This window comes from Psychrobacter sp. DM4 (assembly GCF_051307035.1).
In the GTDB taxonomy this organism is placed as follows: domain Bacteria; phylum Pseudomonadota; class Gammaproteobacteria; order Pseudomonadales; family Moraxellaceae; genus Psychrobacter.
Genome location: NZ_CP195536.1, coordinates 2,798,496 through 2,818,844 on the forward strand (window position 1 = coordinate 2,798,496; position 20,349 = coordinate 2,818,844).

14 protein-coding genes and 2 pseudogenes are annotated in these 20,349 nt (G+C 43.9%); 3 read left to right on the forward strand and 13 right to left on the reverse strand.

The annotated features are described in order from the left end of the window. Nucleotides 1-87: 87 nt before the first annotated feature. The 3 genes and pseudogenes from ACR64G_RS12010 to ACR64G_RS12020 form a co-directional block, all read right to left on the reverse strand. Complete coding sequence (locus ACR64G_RS12010; RefSeq protein ID WP_435979506.1) at nt 88-492, reverse strand: hypothetical protein; 405 nt, start codon at nt 490-492, stop codon at nt 88-90. Then, nucleotides 485-2,173, reverse strand: coding sequence for a hypothetical protein (locus ACR64G_RS12015; protein WP_435979507.1), 1,689 nt, complete (start codon nt 2,171-2,173; stop codon nt 485-487). The genes ACR64G_RS12010 and ACR64G_RS12015 overlap by 8 nt, the downstream gene beginning before the upstream one ends. Nucleotides 2,174-2,309: 136 nt before the next feature. Beyond that, nucleotides 2,310-3,200: pseudogene (locus tag ACR64G_RS12020) on the reverse strand (YifB family Mg chelatase-like AAA ATPase); the annotation flags it as partial. A 319-nt stretch (nt 3,201-3,519) separates the two neighbouring features. On the opposite strand from ACR64G_RS12020, the gene ACR64G_RS12025 reads away from it, so the two are divergent. Continuing rightward, entirely contained in the window at nt 3,520-6,021 is a 2,502-nt protein-coding gene (locus ACR64G_RS12025) for a penicillin acylase family protein (RefSeq protein WP_435979508.1), read from the forward strand. A gap of 251 nt (nt 6,022-6,272) precedes the next feature. Then, nucleotides 6,273-7,829, forward strand: coding sequence for an oxygen-independent coproporphyrinogen III oxidase (gene hemN / locus ACR64G_RS12030; RefSeq protein WP_435979509.1), 1,557 nt, complete (start codon nt 6,273-6,275; stop codon nt 7,827-7,829). 94 nt (nt 7,830-7,923) lie between these two features. On the opposite strand, the gene ACR64G_RS12035 is transcribed toward hemN, so the two are convergent. The 5 genes and pseudogenes from ACR64G_RS12035 to grpE all read right to left on the reverse strand — a co-directional run bounded on the left by ACR64G_RS12035 (nt 7,924) and on the right by grpE (nt 13,400). Continuing rightward, nucleotides 7,924-8,805, reverse strand: coding sequence for an SPFH domain-containing protein (locus ACR64G_RS12035; protein ID WP_435979510.1), 882 nt, complete (start codon nt 8,803-8,805; stop codon nt 7,924-7,926). Between the two features lie 279 nt (nt 8,806-9,084). Then, a pseudogene (locus tag ACR64G_RS12040) lies at nt 9,085-9,537 on the reverse strand (NfeD family protein); the annotation flags it as partial. A gap of 193 nt (nt 9,538-9,730) precedes the next feature. Next, nucleotides 9,731-10,273 (reverse strand): porin family protein, encoded by a 543-nt coding sequence (locus ACR64G_RS12045; RefSeq protein ID WP_435979511.1) that lies wholly within the window; start codon nt 10,271-10,273, stop codon nt 9,731-9,733. Between the two features lie 345 nt (nt 10,274-10,618). Continuing rightward, nucleotides 10,619-12,559 (reverse strand): molecular chaperone DnaK, encoded by a 1,941-nt coding sequence (gene dnaK / locus ACR64G_RS12050; protein ID WP_435979512.1) that lies wholly within the window; start codon nt 12,557-12,559, stop codon nt 10,619-10,621. Between the two features lie 241 nt (nt 12,560-12,800). Then, nucleotides 12,801-13,400 carry a nucleotide exchange factor GrpE gene (gene grpE, locus ACR64G_RS12055; protein WP_435979513.1) on the reverse strand — a complete coding sequence of 200 codons (600 nt, stop codon included), beginning with the start codon at nt 13,398-13,400 and terminating at the stop codon, nt 12,801-12,803. A gap of 512 nt (nt 13,401-13,912) precedes the next feature. Here grpE and ACR64G_RS12060 point away from each other — a divergent pair. Continuing rightward, nucleotides 13,913-15,322, forward strand: coding sequence for an alpha/beta hydrolase (locus tag ACR64G_RS12060; protein ID WP_435979514.1), 1,410 nt, complete (start codon nt 13,913-13,915; stop codon nt 15,320-15,322). A 65-nt stretch (nt 15,323-15,387) separates the two neighbouring features. Here ACR64G_RS12060 and ACR64G_RS12065 read toward each other — a convergent pair whose 3' ends face one another. The 5 genes from ACR64G_RS12065 to ACR64G_RS12085 all read right to left on the reverse strand — a co-directional run bounded on the left by ACR64G_RS12065 (nt 15,388) and on the right by ACR64G_RS12085 (nt 20,331). Next, on the reverse strand, nt 15,388-16,521 hold the full coding sequence (locus ACR64G_RS12065) for a metallophosphoesterase (protein ID WP_435979515.1): 1,134 nt from the start codon (nt 16,519-16,521) through the stop codon (nt 15,388-15,390). A 109-nt stretch (nt 16,522-16,630) separates the two neighbouring features. Beyond that, nucleotides 16,631-17,641 (reverse strand): metallophosphoesterase, encoded by a 1,011-nt coding sequence (locus ACR64G_RS12070; RefSeq protein WP_435979516.1) that lies wholly within the window; start codon nt 17,639-17,641, stop codon nt 16,631-16,633. A 163-nt stretch (nt 17,642-17,804) separates the two neighbouring features. Continuing rightward, nucleotides 17,805-18,263 carry a thiol-disulfide oxidoreductase DCC family protein gene (locus ACR64G_RS12075; RefSeq protein ID WP_435979517.1) on the reverse strand — a complete coding sequence of 153 codons (459 nt, stop codon included), beginning with the start codon at nt 18,261-18,263 and terminating at the stop codon, nt 17,805-17,807. Nucleotides 18,264-18,360: 97 nt separating this feature from the next. Continuing rightward, the gene (locus ACR64G_RS12080; RefSeq protein WP_435979518.1) at nt 18,361-19,170 is read right to left on the reverse strand and encodes a fatty acid desaturase family protein; all 810 of its coding nucleotides are present in this window, start codon (nt 19,168-19,170) and stop codon (nt 18,361-18,363) included. Between the two features lie 198 nt (nt 19,171-19,368). Then, on the reverse strand, nt 19,369-20,331 hold the full coding sequence (locus tag ACR64G_RS12085) for a TIGR01777 family oxidoreductase (RefSeq protein WP_435979519.1): 963 nt from the start codon (nt 20,329-20,331) through the stop codon (nt 19,369-19,371). Nucleotides 20,332-20,349: the final 18 nt, after the last annotated feature.

A 20,349-nucleotide genomic window follows, 5' to 3' on the forward strand; every position in this document is an offset into this window, starting at 1 on the left:
AGATTAACGGGTTTTTAAATTGTACCCTTACTGTCAAACCAGATCACAGCGTATACTCTAAACAACTACCTAATAATGGCTTTTACTTTAGACACCATTATCAAGCCTATCTTGATACTCATCACACACCCTCAAACCCGCTTTAATGACCTCACTAAGATCAGCGCCCTCTTTAACACTGTAGGGCACGTTTGGGCTCATATTGGCTTGATTTAGAGCATCCACAGCTGACTTATTGAGCGGTGTGCCGATATACGACTCATCGGTAAAACCTTTAGGTTCAAAGTACACTTCACGCCCAAACTTTGGATGAGAACCACATGAGATCTCACCATAGGGGACAGTGAACGGATAAGGTGTTGCGTACTCAGTGGCCCACAATACCTCGTTCACAACAATGTAACCTGCACCGTAGTATTCATCGTATTCTGGTTCGACAGGCGTACAGGCTGTTATCAACAATAAGGTAAGGCCTACTATTAATTTACTCATCTGAAATCTCCTTTTTCAGATTATCTATAGCCGTTTTAACCCAATTAACATCCTCACCGTTAGTGTGTTTAAAGTATTGGATGATGCCAAATTTAGATATTGCGCTTACATCAGACAGACGACCATTACCTCTAAATAACTGACTTATAACTTGTCTTACAACTCCTTCTGTAAAACCATCTTGATCTGTTACTTTTATAACAAGACCGCTAGTTTGACTGCCTTTTTTCTTGCAATCAAATAGATAAAAAAGTCCAAGATTAGTAATCAGGCGCATGACGAATATCACCTCTACACTAAGATCACGTTGTCTACTGCGCATACCACGCACCGTCTCGCCTATAAATATATTTTCACCAGCAAGGTTTACGCAGTCTATGACTACGGGAGCATAACCCAAAGTGACCTTAAGGTCTTGAGCATAGCGTAAAAGACGTTCAAAGTTATTCTGTAGGGAGGTGGCTGCATCACTATCCAATACTGTTTGTATCCTGCCAATGTCGCCATTAGAATTACCGCCCTCCCCATCTGCAAAAGCGTCAGGCTCGTTTTGAGGCAACCGTATGACCGTATTGCATCTACCTACAACCTCGTCCAAGGTTAAATTCTCGCCCTTTATAATCGCCCGTATAGTGCCTATCTGTTCTACTCTGTGTCTGATTACAGCAGTAATTATATTATTAGCGTCCCTTTCGACCTCTAGTAAGACCTCATCAGACTCAACGGTGTTGTAGAGGGGTTTAATTCTTGATGTATGAGGGGTGGTACCATCGCTGTATGTGGCAGAATTAAGTTTGTCTATCCTATATTCTATTGCATCTCCCTGCGGCATAGAGATACCTAAAATTTCGGTACAAAGCACGGTCTGCTCATCAATTCTCAAACCTGCTACTTTTAGTTGGATTTCTTGCTTGTGATAAGGTTCGGCTCTTAAGGGAAGATAAGTTATGTTATTCCTAAGCATTTTCCTATTGAGCTCCCAAACCACTTTTTTGGTATGGGAGTCTGTTTTTAGGTGGTATAGGAATACAGCATCGGCAATTACGCATCGATCAGGAATAGTGATTAGATCACCACAATCATCATTTATATTTAACCTCTTTTCGACTTCCTGCTTATGCCAACTAATAAGGACTGTATTGATCTCTTTTGATACCCCATAGTGTGCAACAAAAAATAAAACCGCTGGGATGATTATTCTAGTGGTATCAGTCTGTACAACGAGATTGCTATTGGAGTCTGTCTTGATTTTATTAACTGGATAACTAGCAGGCTCAAGAATATACTCACCCTTATTCTTTGAGATACTAAAGTGGTTAGTATAGGTAAGGTTTGGGCGCTCGTATTTCTTATCGTCATACGCATCTAATGTGGTATATAAAGTCTCAAATTCGTACTTTTCTTCGCACTTCCCGTTGACCCAAATCGATCCTATGGGTAACTTTAGTATTGATTTGATTGATACTTCAACTACAACCTGATCTTTAGTATCAGAGTCTAAAAAATGTACTTGAACGACCCTACGTCTATTACGATAGCGTATTGGCCCATACCACAGTACGACATATTCAGTCTTTGGCTTATAACTATCCCTCAAACATGCCTTAAAGTATTTTCGGATATCCACCATACCCATGCACTTAACTTTTTTGCCGTTATTTTCAAATAATGCATCAAACATAACTCACCCCCAGCAGGCTTAATCTAGGTAGCGAGTTAGCTATTTTTTTGAGAGGTATTTTGAGCGAACAAAGAGAGGTAAAGATGTGTTTTTGACATCTATTCTTGGAATTTGACATTAATTGTTGGAATTGACAGCCGCCACCAACCAAAGCTACTGCTGATATTGTGTGATGAACTTGTCTGAAGGGACGCGTGCCATAATCATATTCACTATCTGCAACCGAATAGGTGCTAGCAACCTCTAGCGCATCCTCAGCGCTAAGATCAGGCAGGATAGTCGGTAGACGTGATGCCATCAAGGTCTTGCCTGATCCTGGCGGTCCTGTAAACAATAATGAATGCCCACCAGCAGCAGCAATCTCAAGTGCACGGCGCGCATGATGCTGACCCTTTACATCGGCCAGATCAACCTTGTAGCCTGTGTGTTTGGGCGCAGGCGTCGGCGTGACTATCGCAAGCTGTTTGTCCGTCATGGATGGATCTGTTAGCGCTTGCAAGTGATCGCAAACCGCTTTTAGACTATCTGCACTAAGTACCTCTATACCCTCAACTCGGCTGGCTTCAGCGCCATTATCACTAGGTACGATCAGCTGACGCGTCTGCGCTAGGGGATCCTTTATATTGGATTGCTCTGCCTTTATCGCTCGGGCGACAGCGAGGCTCCCTGTCACTTGACGCAGCTCACCGTTTAGTGCCAGCTCTCCAATAAACTCAAAACGAGTCAGTACTTCTGGCTCAAGCTGACCACTTGCGGCCAAAATACCAATGGCAATAGGTAGATCTAAACGCGCGCCGTCTTTGGGTAGATCCGCTGGCGCAAGATTGATGGTCAAGCGTCTATTGGGAAACTGAAATCCTGAATTTAATATAGCCGAGCGCACTCGATCTTTGCTTTCTCGTACCGCTGCAGCAGGCAGACCAACGATAGTCAGAGCAGGTAGACCTTGAGAGAGATGTACTTCGATAATAACTTGCGGAGCGTGTAGACCTACCACGGAGCGGGTATAGACTTGCGCGAACGACATGGACATTTCCTTATACGAGGATTCATTGATGATAGAGTATTATCTACTGACGCGCAAATGTCGTGTATTTCTATTTAAAAAACACAATCTTATTTCAGGATATCAGTTTCTAACTAAATTACATCCAAATATTAGAATATATGTGCGACAGGTTAGCTCACATAGTGAATTTAATAACAATAGTGTCGAAAATTGTTATATCATTAGTGTGCAGTTGTACACTAATAGTATTAAAAAAAGGATTTTTTAAGACTTAAATATAGTGAGAATCTTTCTTATTTTTTTGAGTCGTCACTATTAACCATGGATGGTAAGAATTATGAACAGACTAATACTCAATCGACGAGCGCCAAAATTAGCATTATTGACAGTGGTAGTCTCTATGGGACTAATCAGCTGTTCAGATAGTAACAATGGCTTTAGTAATGAAGTAACGTCCCCTGAAGTAACGCCTCCTGAATTTGCTGCCAACATCCAGCGTACTGAGTTTGGTATCCCTCACATCACAGCCGATAACTATAAAGGTCTCGGTTACGGTGTCGGTTATGCATTCGCAGAGGATAACTTCTGCTCTCTAGCACATGAAGTTGTTGTCGCTAGCGGTCAAAGTATGCTGTTTTTAGGCGATAACGGTAATATAGCAAGTGATGTCTTTTATACGTGGTATAACTCTTCTGAAAGAAAAGCTGAGTTTTTAGCTGCCCAAGATCCTGAAACTGTTGATGCGTTGACAGGCTATGCGGCAGGCTTTAGTCGTTACCTACGTGATAAAGGTGCGGCCAATATTGATCCTGCTTGTGCTAATGCTGAATGGGTACGTGAGGTCACTCTCGATGATTTATTGACGGTCTATGGCAAAGGAAATCTACGTGGTGGTCTTTCAAACTTTGTTGGACCAATTGTAGCAGCGGCTCCTCCTGTAACTACCGCACCTGTCACTAGAAGTAGTTCAAGAGCGCGTAGTATTGAACCTGTTGATCCCGTTGTAGAATCAGCGCCCAAATTTAATATGGACACTATCAATGCGATGAAAGGTGGTAGTAATGCCTATGCGTTTGGTAGTGAAGTAACAGGTACTGAAAGTGGTGTTATGTATGGCAATCCGCACGAACCATGGAATGGCGTTCAGCGCTTTTATGAGTTTCATACCACGATACCAGGTGAGCTTGATGTGATGGGTTCGGCTCAGCAAGGACAACCTTTTATTAATATTGGTTTTAATAAAGACGTTGCCTGGAGTCATACCGTATCGACTGCCAAACGCTTCACGCTATATCAGCTCAGTCTAGTCGATGGTAACCCTCTAAAATACAACTATCGCAACAGCGCAGGCGTAGTTGAGCAACGCGATATCGAGACCGTTCCTGTCACGGTTCAGATGCCAGATGGCCAAACAGCCATATCTCGCAACATCTATGTCTCACAATATGGACCGATGCTAAACGTCAACTTACTTAACGGTCAACTACCCAATTGGGGTGATGCGAGTACTGGCAACCTCGCTTATACCATTCGTGATGCCGCCTCCGAAAACCCACGCGCGATCAATCAGTGGCGTAGTATGAATATGGCCACCAGTGTTGAAGACTTGGTCGATAGAATGCAGACTATTTTAGGTTTGGGGTTTATCAATACAATTGCGACAGATCGTAACGGCAAAGCGCTTTATGCTGATATCTCAACCGTACCCAATGTGACCAAAGAAAAGCTAGAAGCTTGTAGTAGTGCTGCATCTGGTCCTTTTCTTGGTGCGTTACTTGCATCAGACTTACCTGCACTCAACGGTAGTACCGCTGCTTGCGAGTGGGGCAACGATGCAGACTCGCCACAAGCAGGTATTTTTGGTGGCTCAAACCTACCTTTCATAATACGTGATGATTATGTTGCCAACTCCAATGATAGCTATTGGCTTAGTAACGCAGAACAACCAATGACTGGATTTTCACCACTACTACGTCGTCGTTTAACGCCATTCTTAGGGCCCAATCCTGTAGATGGTGTACCACTACTTGTACGCTCACGTATGGGACTGGTTCAGATACAAGATCGTCTAAGTAATGAAGATGGTTTGGGTGGTACTACTTTTAATTTGAACAATATGCAGGAAGTGGTCTACGGTAACCGCAGTTATGTGGCTGAGCTTGTACTTGATGATGTCCTAGCAGATTGTAGAGCTAATCCTACATTGCCTTTAACTGGCGGCAGCACTATTGATGCCACTACTGCTTGTAATGTCTTAAGTAACTGGGATCGTCGTAATAACTTAGATAGCAAAGGCGCTCATGTCTTTAGAAAGTTTTGGACCAATATTGGCTTTCAAGAGACGACTGACACCCTATTTAGTACTAAATTCGATGTCAATAACCCTATCGATACTCCGCGTGACCTGATTATTAATAATAATTCGCGTACCGCTTTAGGTGATTCTATTAAGTATTACAATGATAAAAACATCGCGCTTGACGCTACATTGGGCAGCTTACAGTATGTAATCGATGCTAGCAAAAACGACGAAAAAATTCCTATGCATGGTGGCTTTGGTAGTGAAGGTGTCTTCAACGTTGCAACCTCTAATCAAAATAGTGATGGCACTTATGGTCCCGTAAGAAACGGTCCAACATACATGCAAACGGTTACCTTTGATAATAATGGTCCAGTTGTAGAGGCGCTATTGGCTTACTCGCAAGCGGGTGATACGACACGTCCGTTCCATCGTGATCAAACCCGTCGTTATTCCGATAAAAATTGGATCCGCCTACCCTTTAGCGCTAGTGAAATCTCCAATCAATCGATAGGTGACAAAGTAGAGTTAAGAGAGTAAGTATATCAGCCCTTCCAAAGGTTTAATTATTGTTACAAAAGACCTTAGATCATTCTAAGGTCTTTTTTATTTATAAACACAAATACCTACAGCTAAGCGCAGTCGATCATCCTATTGCAAGCGAGGATTTGCTATACTATTCCCTACAAATTGAGTCCCTACTATCGCTAAAAGACGCTGATAATCTATCTATATCTACTTGTAGTCAAAGTTGCTCTAGCAATAAAAACAGCGTTATAAAGGAGCGCCGCATGACAGAGCATTCACGTACTTCCAATTCCTCTAACCACCCGCAGCAGCCCTATAACTCTGTCAATGAGCCGCCAACGACCGTGCGTCCAGTCACGCAACCTGACAACCCTTATGCCAGCACTCGCGGCAGTATCACAAGCAAGCAGCTACCTGCTTTTGATGACTCGATGATCCAAAAATACAATCGCTTAGGTCCTCGCTATACCTCATATCCAACCGCACTTGAGTTCTCATCTATATCTGACAATTTAGAATACCAGATACTACAAAAGCGTGAAGCGCGTGCGCCGTTATCGCTATACTTTCATATTCCCTTTTGTCGCCATCTTTGTTACTACTGCGCGTGCAACAAAATCATTACCGAGAAAAACAGTGACGCAAAGGACTACTTAGACTACCTTTTTGCTGAAATCAGACAAAAGCGCCGCTTATTAAGCGCACCAGAAGGCAGCAGCAAACCACTAGTCAAACAATTGCATCTTGGCGGTGGTACGCCAACGTTTTTGTCTGATAAAGAGCTGGTACAGTTATGGGAATTTTTGCAGACGCAGTTTGAGTTTTTGCCGGAGGATCAGGGGGATTACTCGATCGAAATTGATCCACGCGAGTTGGGTGATGACACTCTAAAGACACTACGTCAGCTTGGTTTTAATCGGATTAGTTTAGGGGTGCAGGACTTGGAGGATGCGGTACAGATCGCGGTCAATCGCGTTCATTCAGCAGAGCTTATCGCTACTATTTTGAATAAGGCACGTGATCTTGGGTTTCACTCTATCAATATCGATCTGATCTATGGTCTACCGCAGCAAACCTCTGAGACACTAGATAAAACAGTCACGCGTATTATAGAGATGTCGCCCGATCGTTTATCAGTATTCAATTATGCTCATCTACCAGAGCGCTTTAAAGCGCAGCGTCAGATCAAGGATGAGGATCTCCCAAGTCCTAGCGACAAGCTCACTATGCTTGGCAATGCCGTTAATACGCTCACCGAGGCAGGCTATCAGTATATCGGTATCGATCACTTTGCTAAGCCTGATGATGAGCTTGCCATAGCGCAGCGCGCGGGCAAACTACACCGCAACTTTCAGGGTTACACCATCATGGGAGACTGCGACTTATTAGGCTTTGGCGTCTCTGCTATTAGTCAGATTGCCAACAGCAATACGCGCTATATCTTACAAAACGATACCGATTTGCAAGCCTACCAAGACCGTATCAATAAAATGCGTCACCATCCAACTGTCATGCCAGCGGTCAAAGCTATCAAAACTTCACTCAAAGACCGTCTACGTGAATATGTGATAATGAACCTGCTCTGTCATGACTACATCGACTTTAAAGACGTCAATCAAAAATTTGGCATCGATGCGGTGACATATTTTATTGATGAGATCGGCCAGTTGGATGCTATGCAACAGGATAGACTCATCGACATGGATGCCGCTGGTATTCGCGTCCTGCCTAGAGGTCGCTTGCTGGGTCGCAATGTGGCCATGGTGTTTGATGAGTATCTAAGCACAAAGCACAAAGATTGCTTTTCTAAAGCGATCTAAACCACTTGACGATCAGCTATAAAAAAGACCTTACGTGAGGTCTTTTTTGCTTAGAGTTGTTATCTAGTTTGTCTGAGAACCATTGTATCTACTACTACACTTTTAGCTTGTCACCGACCATACCTTTAACAGTACTCAAGATATCAGCTGGTAGAACCACCATTTTTGCATTATCAGACTCAGCCAATTGACGGATGGACTTGATGTACTGCTCGCCTAGCAAGTAGACAATCGGCATCTCTTCGTCACCCATAGCGGCTGTAATGAGGCGGATAGACTCCTCAGAACCTTTTGCCAGTACCACTTGCGCTTCAGCATCACGGCGTGAGGCTTCCAGACGTCCATCGGCCTCCAAGATAGCCGCTTGCTTTTGACCATCGGCACGCGTCACGGTTGCACGGCGCAAACGTTCTGCGGCAGCCTGCTCTTCCATCGACGCTTGCATGGTTTGTGAAGGGTTGATGTCTTGAATCTCGACCGTCTTTAGCGTGATACCCCAATCGGCGATATCTTCTGAGATAGCATTTTTGAGCAGTGCTTTGATCTCATCACGGCTAGATAACGCGTTATCCAAATCCATCTCACCAATGATTGAGCGCAATGAGGTTTGTACCAAATTGCGAATACCATACTCGTAATCTTCGATACCATAAACGGCTTTGTCTGGGCGTACGATGTTAATGTAAGCCACCGCATTGGCGATGATTACGACGTTATCACGAGTAATTACTTCTTGTGAGGGAATATCAAGTACGATGTCTTTGGTCGTGACTTTATACGCTACTCTATCGATAAACGGGATAATCAATGTTAGACCAGGCTCGAGCGTCTGATTATATTTACCGAGACGCTGAACCACCCATTTATAGCCTTGCGGTACGATACGTACGCCTTTGAACACGGTAAAGATTATCAGGGCAATCAATACCACCATGACGATCCCGCCGCCACCTAGGATACCTATAATACTGTTCATACTGCTCTCCTTGGACGCTTGCCATCAATGAGGCTGCAAAACGTCGTATTTATATCGTCTTTTTGCATTTCATATTTATACTTCAAGCCTTGTAATAAAAGGCGTTATCACTCATTTATCGTTAAATTTCTTTCTTAAACGGGCTCGATCTAAATTTGGCTTGTTTAAATTTAATCTGCTGGTTTTGACTTTTTCTCTAACAGCGTCTTTTGTTATAGGATTGGTAATATTGGGAGCAAGATGACCCTCAGTAGTAGGAGGTGCCAAACGCTGAGTAGGCGCTACTATCAGATCATTACCGCTAGTACCTGTCACCACAACTCTATCGCCAATCTCTACTACCGCATCTTCAGTACGACACGTCCATTCATCTGCGCCGAATATGGGGACATTGAAACGTATCATGCCAACCGTATCTGCTTGCGGCTTAACAACGATCATGCCTGTTTCGCCGATGATAGTACTATTGCTCTGTCCAGCCTTTTTGCGGTCAATGGATAAAGGCTTGATGTATTTAATCCAGGCAAACATAAATAGCACTGATAAGCCTAACCAAACAAGGACTTGCACGACCAAAGGCACTGGCAATAACCAAGCAAGAGCCGCCACAATGATAGCCGCTGCACCGAACCAAAGGCTTGCAAAGGTTGGAATGAATATCTCAGCAATCATCAACAAGAAGCCTAGTACGAGCCAATGCCAAGGCTCAATCATCCAAATAGTCTCAATCATTGCGGTATGCTCCTAGTCATTCCTATCCTTTAATGTAGCACACTTACGTTATCAACATTGTCTTAAAAATCAATACCATACTATTAATTATAGTTTACAATGATTCAATGAAAAATATTGTTATATAGCAGTTATCCATAAAAAAACGACCACCGGAGTGATCGTTTTATTAAGCTTAGTTATAGACTTTATCTTAGAACTTTACATGAGCACCTATAGTCAATAACGAGGCGTCAGAATCGCTATCCATCATGGCATATTCAGCTTCAACATTGAAATCAGGGCTTATAGCATAGCCAAGACCAATACCACCTGCAATACCAGTGTCATCAATAGAGTCGCTACCACCATTATTAAAATCAGCTTCTAACTCTGTTTTGGCAATACCAAGTTTACCTTTGGCATACAAAGCAGTATTTGGGAAAGCGTAACGGTAAGTACCATAAGCGCCATAGGTTTTAATGTCGTATTCTCCATTAAAACTATTGTCTAAATCTGCATCATCTGATCCTACATACTCAACTTCCATACCAAAGTTTGGATCGAAGTTATAACCAGCATAGACACCATAAGCCGTTGGATCATCGCCGTCAACATCGGTATCAAATTGACCAACTTTGACACCAACGTAGGGCTGACCGGTATAACCATTACCATAAGTAATAGCGGCTTGTGCGCTTACGCTCAATAGTGAACCAGCTGCTAATGCGAGTAGTGTTTTTTGTAGAGTTTTCATTGTGCTCTCCTTCAGTTGAAATTTGACAAACAAGTAATTTATTTATGTAGATCGTTATGATCTTATCGTCTTGTCTGCTAACGATGTATACATAGTAACAAATTATTTCAAGGCGTCTGTCAGTCGTTGATAGCAGGAGAGTTAAGATTTGCAATCATTTATCAGTGACGAAGTTACAAAGGTCGATATATGAAACCTTTTGTTACATTGCTAGAGTTTGCAATAAATTTATGTCCTTGGATAAGTCTTCTCATGCATAAAAAAACGCACTCCGAGGAATGCGTTTCTGATTAAGGGCTAAAGGCTAAAAGAGATACTGATACTTTAGCGAATGACTAGTACTAATTACTTCTTGTCATCGTTAACTTCAGTGAATTCAGCATCGACGACATCATCATCAGCTTGTGAGCTATCTGCTGATTCAGTCTCTTGGCCAAACTGACCTGGATCCATACCCTCGCCGCCTGCGCCGCTATCAGCATAAATCTTTTGGCTGACTGGTAAGAATGCATTGTCTAATGCTTCAAGCTTAGCTTTGATATCTTCGTGGTCATCTTCTTTGGTCGCCGTTTCTAGATCAGAGATAGCCGTTTCGACTGATGATTTTTCTTCATCAGTGACTTTATCTTCTGCGTCTTTTAGCGCTTTTTGTACCGCATGGATACGACCGTCCGCTTCGTTACGCACTTGCGCTAGATTTGCGAACTTCTCATCTTCTTCAGCGTTAGCTTCAGCGTCACGTACCATTTGCTCGACTTCTTCATCCGACAAACCAGAGTCTGCTTTGATCTGGATGCTTTGCGCTTTGCCTGTACCTTTATCAGTTGCTGAGATGTTCATGATACCGTCAGCATTGATGTCAAAGGTGACCTCGATTTGCGGCAGACCGCGCGGCGCTGGTGGAATATCCGTCAAATCAAAACGACCAAGCTGTTTGTTTTGATTGGCGATTTTACGCTCACCTTGATACACCTGAATCGTGACCGCTGGCTGGTTGTCTTCAGCAGTTGAGAATACTTGTGATTTCTTGGTCGGAATCATGGTGTTCTTTTCGATAACTGGTGTCATTACGCCGCCCATCGTTTCGATACCGAGGGTTAACGGCGTAACATCGAGCAATAGGACGTCAGTTTTGTCGCCAGATAAGACCGCACCTTGAATCGCTGCACCTGCGGCAACAGCTTCATCAGGGTTAACGTCTTTACGCGGCTCTTGACCAAAAAAGTCTTGAACGTGTTGTTGTACCAGTGGCATACGTGTCTGACCACCAACTAAGATAACGTCGTCGATATCAGTTAGCTTGATGCCTGCATCTTCTAGAGCTATCTTACAAGGACCCATGGTGCGCTTGACGAGTTCTTCAGTTAGGCTCTCAAGTTTTGAGCGGCTGATCGTGATGACCAAATGCTTAGGACCGTTGCTGTCTGCGGTGATATACGGCAAGTTGACTTCAGTACTTTGCGCACTTGAAAGTTCAATCTTCGCTTTTTCAGCAGCCTCTTTAAGACGCTGCATAGCAAGAGAGTCGCCTTTTAGGTTGACGCCTTGCTCTTTTTTGAACTCGTCAACGAGATAGTCAATAAGCGCTGAGTCAAAGTCTTCACCGCCGAGGAACGTATCACCGTTAGTGGCGAGTACTTCAAATTGCTGCTCACCATCGACATCAGCGATTTCAATGATTGAGACATCAAACGTACCACCGCCTAAGTCATATACGGCAACCGTGCTATCGCCTTGCTTTTTGTCCATGCCATAAGCGAGGGCTGCAGCAGTTGGCTCATTAATGATACGCTTAACATCAAGACCGGCGATTTTACCCGCATCTTTGGTCGCTTGACGCTGCGAGTCATTGAAGTAAGCAGGAACAGTGATGACCGCTTCTGAGACGCTCTCACCAAGATAGTCTTCTGCTGTTTTTTTCATCTTTTTCAAGATTTCGGCTGAAACTTGTGGTGGTGCTAATTTTTTGCCGTTGATTTCGACCCAAGCATCGCCATTGTCCGCTTTTGCGATCTTGTACGGAACCATGCCGATGTCTTTTTGTACGACTTTGTCATCGAAGCGGCGACCGATCAGACGCTTGATAGCAAACAAAGTGTTCTTTGGATTGGTAACTGCTTGGCGCTTAGCTGATTGACCAACGAGCGTTTCGTCATCTTTGTAAGCGACGATTGAAGGTGTGGTACGCGTACCTTCAGCATTCTCGATAATTTTAACGCTATCGCCTTCCATTACCGCCACACATGAGTTGGTGGTTCCTAAGTCAATACCGATTACTTTACCCATAATTAAATACTCCTAATTTTTTGATTATTGTGTTGAGTGCTAGCCTTACTATATCGCTTATGATTTTAGAATCTATAACCGAGAAGTAAGGCTGACATATCAGACCTTAGTAGGTCACTTGTTGCTTTATATCGGTTTACGCACGCATTTTTTCAAGTCAATGCCTACGTAATCCTTAGTTTTTATGTGAATTTTTGTGAATATCCCTGATATAAACAAGGATTATATCATCGACTAATTATTATTGACCGACGCGAACCATAGCAGGACGCAATAAACGACCGTTTAGACTATAGCCTTTTTGCAGTACAGTCCCTACCGTATCTGCCTCAGCTTCAGCGTCTATACCGACTGCTTCATGAAAATCAGCATTGAATTTTTCGCCCATAGGATTGACAACTTCGACACCGTTTTTGCTCAGTACTGCAACGAGGGCTTTATGCGTTAATTGAACGCCTTCAGCCACAGGATCATCCGCATTAGCACTTTCGATGGCGCGCTCTAAATTGTCGACAATCTCAAGTAATTCTCTCGCAAATTTCTGTAGAGCGAATTTTTTACTTTTATCCGCTTCTTGTTCTATACGTTTTTGGGCGTTGTAGGTTTCAGCATTGGCGCGGGCAGTGCCTTCGCGAGCTTGCTTCACCTCGCCTTCTAATTCTTTGATACGCGCTTCAAAGACACTTAAGTCGATATCGCTCTCTATAGTTTCATTATGACCTGAATTATTGGCAGGATCGAATTCATCCATAGTTTCAGCGAGCACGCTCTCATTGCCCTCGATATTGTCGTGCGCCGTTTGCTCATTGCTGTTATTTTGATTGGGGTTGTTCTCGCTCATGATAACTCCTTATGATTGCGATAAATAATTTAAGACCTATTAGCCACTCATCCTTCTGTGCTTGTACTCGTTTGCAACTGATAGGTTTTTTAAGTGGTTTGACTGTTACTATTTGCTCTTTTATAGAGCTATCTCAATAGCTGATTGATAAAGGCTATAGGTGCTAATTTCAAGCCTTTATCTTGGATAATTTTTTGGTGCTACCACTAGTCTCAATACTAGGCCCAACCCAAAAACATTGTAAGGCTTCTAGAGTATCAGCAGCATATCCATATTCTAAGTACTGCTATCAAGTTAAGTGTAAAAATACACTTACAAAAGGCACAAGAAGTACCAGTTATTCCAAATACTTTACTTTCCGTATATAAACCATTACCAAACAGCACTCAACTTGTTTAATAGCTGCTTTATCATTCTCTCAAATAATCATCATCTATATAACACCTTAGAGTAAACGTTGGCTTTTGTGCTGACTATGCATTAAATAAGAGAGTAAGACTATGAGAAATGTTATGCCAAACTCACCAATAACATCGCTCAATACTTGGATAAATAAAGCAGCGATAACCTCAAATAAAGACAACACTCAAACTGATATAGCGCTTTTAGAGCGGATAAAGAGCTACCACAATAATGAAAGCCCTACTAATGGCACTTATCGACTTGTCAGCGAAAAGCTCGCTAGTTACTTGCCAACCAACGATTTTCAGCGTCATGCCCTTCATTATGTCTTAAAGGGTATCAGCTATTTGCCAGATCCATTACTAGAGAACGTAGTGACGCGTTTGAAGGGTCCGACATCCAAACAATATTTACATGCCGATGCGCATATGCGTCTGATCATTGCTGCAAACAGCAAACTGAAGACGCCGCTACATATCGATAAAATGCTAGAGCTACGTCAAAGATTCGCAGCTGATTCCGTTGCTATGCAAGCCCCAAAAGTATGGCAGCAAGAAGGCGTAGGTCAGCGCAGTAATCTTAAGCGCTTTATGAAAAAAGGGGCCAAGTCGGTAAATTGGCAAGACAAAACGATTGCTAATGCTGATGCGGGCGACATGAGGGTGCGCTGCTATCAGGCAAAGAATAACGATAAGGCCAACTCTAGCGCCAATCCTGATGAAACCGTGATGCTGTTTTTTCATGGTGGTGGATTCTGTATAGGCGACGTCGACACGCACCATGAGTTCTGCCATGCCGTATGTGAGCAAACAGGCTGGGCTGTCGTTAGCGTTGACTATCGGTTAGCGCCTGAGCATCCAGCACCAGTAGCACTCAGAGACTGTATCGCCGCTTACGCGTGGCTGGCTGAAAACTCTCATACTTTAGGCGCGTCTGCCAAGCGTATCGTATTAGCGGGTGATAGTGCAGGCGGCGGTATATCAACGCTGGTAGCGCAGCAAGTGATTACCCCGACTCAAAACGCATGGGCAGATTTGGGCGCTGAGGGTCAAAAGAGTTTTGCACAGCTTCAAAACCTGCCAGCACCGCTTGCGCAAATGCCACTATATCCTGTGACGGATGTCGAAAATGACTATCCTAGCTGGGAGCTGTACGGTGAAGGCTTGTTATTAGATCATGCTGATGTGGCGGTGTTTGACGCGGCATGCCTTGCTAATAGTCCGCTATCGCGCGATCATCTACTGATATCACCGATGCTAGGCGATAACCATCAGGTGTGTCCGACTTACGTGGTTGCATCCGAGCTCGATGTATTGCGTGACGAGGCTTTTGCTTATGCTAAGCAGTTAGAAGGTTTTGGTATCGCGACCCAGACGTATACTGTGCTCGGCGCGCCGCATGGCTTTATCCATTTGATGAGTGTTCATCAAGGCATTGCTAAAGAGACGCACAATATCATCAAGGGCTTCGCCGAATTTGTGAATGAAATTATAAAAGCTCAGGCCAGACTAGCGGCTTAAAGATTGAGTATCTGTATAAATTTCTTATCACGTAATCCGCTTTACCTTTTAATCGGTTCTACCTCCTAGTGCGTGTTGCCTTTTAAAGTAATGAGCCAAATCTCAGCACGCGATCCCAATCGAAACGGGATACCCCAAAAGCCATAACCTGAGGACACTACAAAGTGACCTTGGTTTATGGCTTCGTAGCCATAGCCTATTCTATTAATAGCCTTGACGATGAAGTTTGCCGGAAATACTTGTCCATTATGGGTATGCCCTGAGACCTGCAAGTCTATCGGTAGCTGACTGTGCTCCTCGATATCGCTCGGTCTATGGTCAAGTAGAACAACAGGCTCTGTCGTATCCACTTTCGCTAACAGTTCAGTGGTAGCGACGCGCTGACTCTTATGATTATCAAAACGTCCGACTAACCACAGCGGATCACCTTTGTGCTTAATCCTTAGCACCTCATCATTTAATAGTTGTACACCGGCGCGGCGTAGCGCGGCGCTAATAGGCTGCTCATGACCATACAAATCGTGATTGCCTAAAGTGGCATAAACGCCGTAAGGCACACTCGCGCATAGTTCAGCTAGATTTTTGGACATATTATAGGCATTAAACGCCTGCGTATTATCATCCATAATATCGCCTGGCATCAGCAAAATATCTGCTCGATTATCAATGAGGAGCTGATGCAACTTATCAATCGCTCTATTACCAAACAGGCGTCCAATATGTAGATCACTGGCCAGTGCCAAGCGCAAGGGATGAGATAACGGCTTATCAATCTCAAGGCTCAGCTTACGCACGACAGGCACGTAAGCGCTATAAAGCGCATAGACGAATAACCCTATGAATGTAATTAGCGCAAATACTCGAAGGCCAAAATCTAGCTTGGCTGATTGAATTGGCGCTATGCTAGTAAATGAAGCCAGCAGCCAGTACCCGCCATACAAAATACTGATTGTTAGCGCAGTCAATATCACAAAATGCATGATAAGCATCCACATACTCACCCAGCGATAGCTATTGGCAAAGGCTCTTTTGACGCTTAATACTAGCAGTCCATTAGTAACAGCAAATACTATGATCCATACCGCTACTTGTAATGCCGAGGTACTCCAAGGCGCAAACCACCACTGCAAGCTGAGCGCAGCACCCGTACTAAAGAGCTGTAGGAGCATAAACACAGTGATAAAAAACGTATAGCGCATAAGGTACCCTAGAGCTGAATAGACTACAGATATGAGAACAGCTCAAACCAAAATCAATAAAAAAGCCGCTTAATAGTAGAGGCTGTTAAGTCATTATTAGGAGTTTGGCTTAGGACGTTGATTGTAACCTAATCATCCAAATCTCAGAGCGCGTACCGAATCTAAACGGCACAGGGCCGAACCCATAACCTGAGGTCACCAAAAACTGCGTATTCCCTAGCTTTTTTGCGCCATAATTGAGCGGTTCAAACCAGTTTTTTAGCATCGTTAACGGGAATATTTGCCCGCCATGCGTATGACCAGATAAATGCAAATCTACTGGCAGCACGCTGATCTCCTCCATCATTGAAGGGCGATGCTCCAAAAAGACTACAGGCTTGTCAGTATCGACTTGCTTGAGTAGCGTGTCCGCTGCTAACCTCGTCAAATCGACATCGTCTGAGCGCCCAACCAGCCACACCGCATCATTTAACAATACACTTTCACTATCGAGCGCTGTAATGCCAGCCGCCTCCACAGCTTGAGTAATCTCTGCATCATAGCCTCGGTAGTCATGATTGCCAAGCGTAGCATAGACGCCAAGCGGCGCTTTTAGCTGAGACAACTGCTCATGCATGTTGGTATTGTCATAAGCGATGGTCGTGTCATTCATAATGTCACCAGCGATGACGACCACATCAGGGCTTTGCTCATCAATTAAGTTAACCATCTTTTTTATTTGCCGATTACCAAACCACCTACCCAAATGCGTATCAGAGATAAGCGCGATATCCACAGGTTTATCTAAAGGCTTGTCAGTTGTGACCGTCATATAGCGAAGCGCTGGCGAATAAGCGTTAAATACTGCGAGCATTACTATGCTGGCAAAAGTGCCGATAGCAAATAAACGCGTCTGCTTGGGATGTGGATTTTGTTTCAATACTTTGGCTAATATAAGCCTCGCTAGCGCTGTTATTACAATCGCATAGAACATAAACCCTTGCAAGATGGCGACAACCAAATAGACATGAAAACGCTCGTACCAAAATTCGGTAAAACCATAAATGAGCGCCACATTATTAAACAGCAAAACAGCTATGATAAGCACAATCTTACTAGCAGCGCGCTTCGGTTTGATCATCCATAAAAGAATCATGATGGTTATGAGTGTAAGTAGCTGCGTAAAAATGATAAAAAACCACATAACCCTATCTAACTATGTAAATATAAAGCCAGCTTACTGTACAGCGCCCTAAAGCTAAATAGCGCTAGTAAGTTTTCACTCAAACTTCATAGAAAATCCTCTAACGCTTATCAGGAGCGATTTTGCAAACGCCGTTAGTACAGGCTTGAGTCACTGCTTTACCATAAATGAGTGTGATTATCCAGTTTGGAATACGGTAGCGGTTGCGCGCGACAGTAGGATAGATGAAGTCGCCAAATGGTTTGATGATAGGTAGATATAATACCGACGCCCATTTAACCCCGCCCATTTTGTATAGCAGTCTGACGGCATCCATATGTGTGTACCACTCGCCTTGATCGGTCTTAACACATAAATAGGTCATGGCATCGACGCGGCTAAACCCTGCCTCTTGTAACTCGTCTATGCCGTGCTCTACTGGCATCAGCTTAATAGCCTTTGGTCTACGAGTTTGCATACCGTGCGCCTCAGTACTACAGAGCACGCAACTATCATCGTAGTACATGGTAATAGCTGCAACCTCTGAGATTGAGTGGTTCTCTTTGCTTGAAATGATCATGTGATAACTCCTTAAGATCTGGTATTAATCGTCAATATTTCTATAGTATCGCTTACAGCCTAGTATCACTTTGTGTATCTTTATGACTTTTCGTCGTTCACATCTTTTCTAGATAGCTAGTCGTTAATATAGGTATCACAGGCTGCCGCGTCCACTCAGGTGCCTGAGCATCCAAACGTGTGGCAAGCTCTGGCAGATGATTGGTGGGTACGGCTGGGAATAGATGATGTTCGATATGGTAGAGCAGATTAAAAGTCAACAGATTAATAAAGGGGCGACGCTCACTGCGAGCGAAAACGCCCTCATCACAGCCATGATGGACGCTCCATACTGCAAAGAAGCCGACCATAGTATTAGCAAGTATCATGACCAGCACATGATAGATTAAGACAGGATACATAGTGATAAAAGCGGCTGCCGTTACAGTGACTATCAACATCATATCGATAGCGACAAGCAAGCGGTTACGATGACTGCCATGAGTCAGGCCAAACCACTGAATCGCTATCGAAAATAACCCACCGCCAAGTATCGCTTGGTACCAAGGCAACCGTGCCCAGTTGCCCTCGACATCGCTCTCCCCTAGCGGATCGCGATGATGATTGAGGTGAGTGTGGCGAATCGCATGCGTACTACAGAGCATTGTGATGCTGAGCACAAATAGCATGAGCTCGGTTGCAACCTTGCCGACACCTAAAGTATGGTGATAACAGTCGTGAGCCTGCCTGAGTGCGGCGGTAAAAAAGAAAAACGTCCCTACTAGTGCCAGTAGCCAAAACCCTTGCCATGCACTCCACCATGACCATAGTAAAAACGGCAATGACAGTAATACGTTGTAAATAACTTCGGCAAGACGCAGTTGACGTAAGTCTTGCCACTCGATTTTGTTGAGCGAAGGATGACGCATGGTGTTCTCCTTAATTATCCAACTATGCAAATATCCACTTATATAATTTACTTTATTTCTGTCAAAACTGAAATAATAGGCTAAATAATTAGGCGGTTTATAGATTGCGTCCAAACCGCCTAGCTATATTTAAACGTTGCTACATTGCTTAGAAGTTTCACATGAAACAAAACCAATCCCTAAGCTTATAAACATATCTTACTGCTGCTCTTCTAAGGCCTGCTTGAGTATTGGCTGTTTAAACTCATAGCCGGCGTCTTGCAAGGCTTGCGGGAGTACCTTTTGTCCATCAATGAGTAACGTCGACATCTCACCGAACATGAGCTTCAGTAAAAACTCTGGCAAAGTGAAAAACGTGGGACGATGTAACCAAGCGCCAAAGGTTTTAGTAAAAGTATGATTGCTCACAGGGTTAGGCGCGGTTAGGTTATAAACGACAGCGGGCGTATCAGAACTGGTTTTTGTCGCGTTATTTTGGGTCACTTGGCTATCAATAGCACTATCAACGTGTTGCTCGATGATAAATATCACAGCCCCAACCCAGTCCTCACGGCTGATCCAGCTCATAACTTGCTGACCATCACCCAGTTGTCCACCAACGCCCATCTTAAATGGCATCATAAGTTTACCCAGCATACCGCCTTCAGGATGCATCACAACACCTGTGCGCACAATAGCAACGGGCACGCCGTAATCAGTCGCTTTGAGCGCTAGTTGCTCCCAGGTATTACAGAGTTTATGCGAAAAATCGGTCTCATAGCCACTGCTCTCGGTTAACGGTTTGTCGCCTTGCGTGCCATACCAGCCAATCGCTGACCCGCTAACCATCAATTTGGGCTTAGTGCGACTACCAGCGATGTACTCAAGTAGTGATTCAGTTGGTTTGACGCGGCTGGCAAGTAATTGTTCCTTACGCTCATCACTCCAGCGCGAGTCAGCAATCCCCGCTCCTGCTAAGTTTAAAACGACATCAAAATCGTTATCGGTCTTGGCAAGCTCATCATAAGTCATCATATTGACACGACTTGGATGCGCTTGCGTCTTGTCCCGAGTGAGCCATGTGATATGCACCTCTTTGCCGTTGCCTTGATAACGACTGATGATCTCTTGGCTAAAAGCACTACCCAAAAACCCTGATCCGCCGCTAATTAAAATATTCATTATAGTTTCCTTATTGAC